The organism is Streptomyces sp. NPDC001156 (genome assembly GCF_053598275.1).
This window is the reverse complement of record NZ_JBSFJX010000418.1, coordinates 1-3210: the sequence shown is the minus strand read 5'-3', so window position 1 is coordinate 3210 and position 3210 is coordinate 1. Positions and strand designations below refer to the sequence as shown.

General features: G+C 66.9%; 3 protein-coding genes. All 3 read left to right on the top strand.

Going from position 1 to position 3210, the window contains the following annotated elements; translation table 11 throughout:
* Positions 1–901: 901 nt before the first annotated feature.
* The 3 genes from ACWDA7_RS51530 to ACWDA7_RS51520 all read left to right on the top strand — a co-directional run bounded on the left by ACWDA7_RS51530 (position 902) and on the right by ACWDA7_RS51520 (position 3167).
* A complete protein-coding gene (locus tag ACWDA7_RS51530) occupies positions 902–1213 on the top strand; it encodes a hypothetical protein (protein WP_450614980.1) in 312 nt (103 codons plus the stop codon).
* A 69-nt stretch (positions 1214–1282) separates the two neighbouring features.
* Entirely contained in the window at positions 1283–1840 is a 558-nt protein-coding gene (locus tag ACWDA7_RS51525; protein ID WP_450614978.1) for a hypothetical protein, read from the top strand.
* Between the two features lie 148 nt (positions 1841–1988).
* A complete protein-coding gene (locus ACWDA7_RS51520; protein WP_450614976.1) occupies positions 1989–3167 on the top strand; it encodes a DUF932 domain-containing protein in 1179 nt (392 codons plus the stop codon).
* Positions 3168–3210: the final 43 nt, after the last annotated feature.

The window sequence follows — 3210 nt, the reverse complement described above, 5'->3', positions numbered from 1 at the left end:
CGCGCGTCCGCCTCCGGCGGAACGACGCGCCGGCGCTACGCGCCGGTTCAATTTCCTTGCTCCGCAAGGAAATTGATACATCGTCACTCCGTGACGATCGGGCCGAATTGCTCCGCAATCCGTCCAGGAATTCGCTCCGCGAATTCAAAAAGACGCACCTAGGACATCGAGGCCCTCTCCCTGACAGTCAGTCACTTTTGCCGGAATCGAACTCCATTACGAACACCTCCTTCCGAAAAACAGGTTACCCGGACTCTCTCTCCTGATTCCCTTTAACCTGACCTCACCTCAATTCTCCAAATTTGTAAGAGAATTATGCTTAGGAGAGTACGCCCGTCGCGTCCTTTCTCCGGCAACCTACGGCCAGAGCACACGCCGAGCGTGGATGATCCAAAGCCCGACGGCTCCGGGCATGTCGGCGGCTACGCAAGACCACCAACCCCGCCCGGACCCCGGCCCGGGGTTCCACACCGGCCCAGCGCGGCGGCGGAGCCGACGCGCAGCAGACCTCCCAGGCCGCCCCAATCCCCGAGGCCGCCGCCCGACCACGCCCCCGCCCCCATTCCTCACTATCCTTCAACCGGCGTGGGACAAGTGGCAGCAGAGGGGATGTCAGCAGCCCGACCACGCGCTCGCAGGCCGCTGACGTGGGGTGTTGTAGAGGCCGGCCGCCAGGCCGTGCAACGTCCAGCGCAACACCTGACGCAACATCAAGGGGCAACATCTACCGCACTACGGGGCGCAACAAGGTCTTCCAACTCCCCCTAACACGTACTAGTATGTGAGTTGCAGGGGGAGGCGACCCCCGGCACACGCAGTGATCAACGAAGGGGAAAGCCAAGTGGAAATCCAAATCTCCGACGGAATCGTCCGCCGAGTGCGCGGCGGTAAGGACGCACCCATGAACGGCCTTGCAATTCAGGCCCGCACGGTCGCGAACTTCCTTCCGCTTATCTGCGAGCGGGCCGGGGCGAACATCGTGCACAACTCCGACGCGAATTACACCGGAATTCGCTTCGATACCAAGGTCGGCCCCGTTGTTCTGGAAATGCCGACAGGTGACCGTCCTTACCGTCTCGTACACGAACTGATCGAGCCGGACGAGACGGGCCGCACCGAAGTGGAGATGCGGCGATTCCCGCAGATCTACAAGCCGCGCGGAGTCGCGCACATCACGGCCGAGTTTCTTCGGACGCGCGGATTCCTGAAGTAATCCGCGAGGGGGCGCCCCGCCGGGGCGCCCCCTTCCGCACCCGCAGTGCAGACACGATGAAGGGGAGTCATGGACGACACGCGGATTGTGCAGCGGGCCGAGGAGATCAGCGCCCCGATCACGGACGCCGAGCGGGAGCAGGCCGCTTACGCGCTGGCGGAGTTGGCGCGTAGCGAGAGCGACCCGAGCGCGCTCAGGGTCTCTCACGAGCAGTTGGCTTTGGTCCGGCCGTTCTTCGAGTTGGGTTGGGCCATGGGTGTGCGCGGCGGGCACACGGGACCGGCCGTGGCGAATGTGCCCGTGGACCCGCGCACGGTGTCAGCCGCTTTCGTCCTCCTGATGACGGAGCGGATCACGAGCGCGCTCGCGGTTGCTGTCGCGAGGACTCTCGACCCGCAGGACGCTGGGCCGGTTCTGTGGCAGAAGGTCGACTATCACGGCAGCCTGACGCAGCTTCACGGCCCGTATTGGGTGACCGCCATCCACGCGCACGCCGACCCGTTCGGCGAGGCGCCTGAACTGCGCTACGACCTCAGCAAGATGACCGGCCCGACACCCGTCATCGTGGCGAGGAACGTGCGGCGGCGGAGCCTGACGCCGTTGCCGATCTTCCGCACGTTCGCCTAAAAGCGCTGGTCAGAGGTGGGTTCACACCTGTCAGACTCGCACTAGTATTGGAGTTGTTCGGGGGTGGTGGCCCCGCCCCCGAACCGCAGGAATCAACAGTGTCCGGGGCGGCGGCCCCGACTCGGACGCCAACGAAGGGGAACCCCGCATGACTCAGCAGTTCGCCGAGCGCGCCACCAACGTCGCCCCTACCGGCGCCCGCAACGCCGATCTCTCCGACATGGTCCGCATCCTGGAGGACCAGCAGCGCCGCAAGCTGGACGTGATCGCCCCCGCCGTCGCCCTGCGGTTCCGTGAGGGCAACGTGCACGTCGAGGGCGTCGAGTCCCTGATCACCGAGGACGGCGTGACGGACGTCGACGGCATCTACCGGCCCACCGCCGTCGCCGACGAGGGGATCTCCGACAAGCTGCGCATCCCGCTCGCCTACCTGCGCCGCATGCGTGCCGACAACGTCCCGCTGCTGGACGAGAACGTCAACGCGTGGCTGCGCCAGGAGCCCGAGCGCAAGTTCATGCTGCGCGCGTTCCGGGGCGAGAACGGCGCCGGCATGCCGCCCGCCGAGGGCGTGGCCCGCGCGCTGCTGTCCGACAGCTACAAGCTCATGGACAACTTCGACATGCTGCTGGCCGCCCTGGACGGAGTGCAGCAGTCCGGCCACCCCACCCGCGTGACCGGCTGCGACCTCACCGACCGGCGCATGTACGTGCGCGTCGAGTCCGAAGCCGTCGCCGTCGCCGCCCGCACGCTGCTGCACGGCTACCGCTCCCCGTTCGACGGCCGCAGCGGTGACGAACTGCCGATGATCTCCGCCGGGTTCGTCATCACCAACAGCGAAGTCGGCGCCGGCGCGTACACCATCACCCCGCGCGCGGTCATCCAGGTCTGCCGCAACGGCTTGACCGAGACCAAGGACGTCATGCGCGCCGTCCACCTCGGAGGCAAGCAGGACGAAGGTGTCGTGTCCTGGTCCGGGCAGACGCAGCGCAGGACGCTGGAGCTCATCACGTCCAAGACCGCCGACGCCGTGCGCACGTTCCTCTCGCGGGAGTACGTCGAGGCCAAGGTGCGCGAGATGGAGGCCGCCGCCGGTAAGACCCTGGCCGAGCCGACGAAGACGATCGAGCACGTCACCAAGACGCTCAGCATCGGCACCGAGGCCAAGGACATGATCCTGGCCCACTTCATCCGGGGCGGTCAGATGACAGCCGGAGGCGTGATGCAGGCCGTCACGTCGACCGCGCAGACCCTCACCGACGCCGACCAGGCCGCCGCCCTCGAAGCGCTCGCACTGCCCGCCCTGACGGCCGCCGCCACGCACGGCTGACAGACCCCCGTGCGGGCCGGGAATCCCCTGGCCCGGCCCGCAC

Excerpts from the sequence above, each read along its gene's own strand:
- ACWDA7_RS51525 (WP_450614978.1), top strand. The coding sequence starts at position 1,283 with ATGGACGACACGCGGATTGTGCAGCGGGCCGAGGAGATCAGCGCCCCG.
- ACWDA7_RS51530 (WP_450614980.1), top strand. The coding sequence starts at position 902 with ATGAACGGCCTTGCAATTCAGGCCCGCACGGTCGCGAACTTCCTTCCG.
- ACWDA7_RS51520 (WP_450614976.1), top strand. The coding sequence starts at position 1,989 with ATGACTCAGCAGTTCGCCGAGCGCGCCACCAACGTCGCCCCTACCGGC.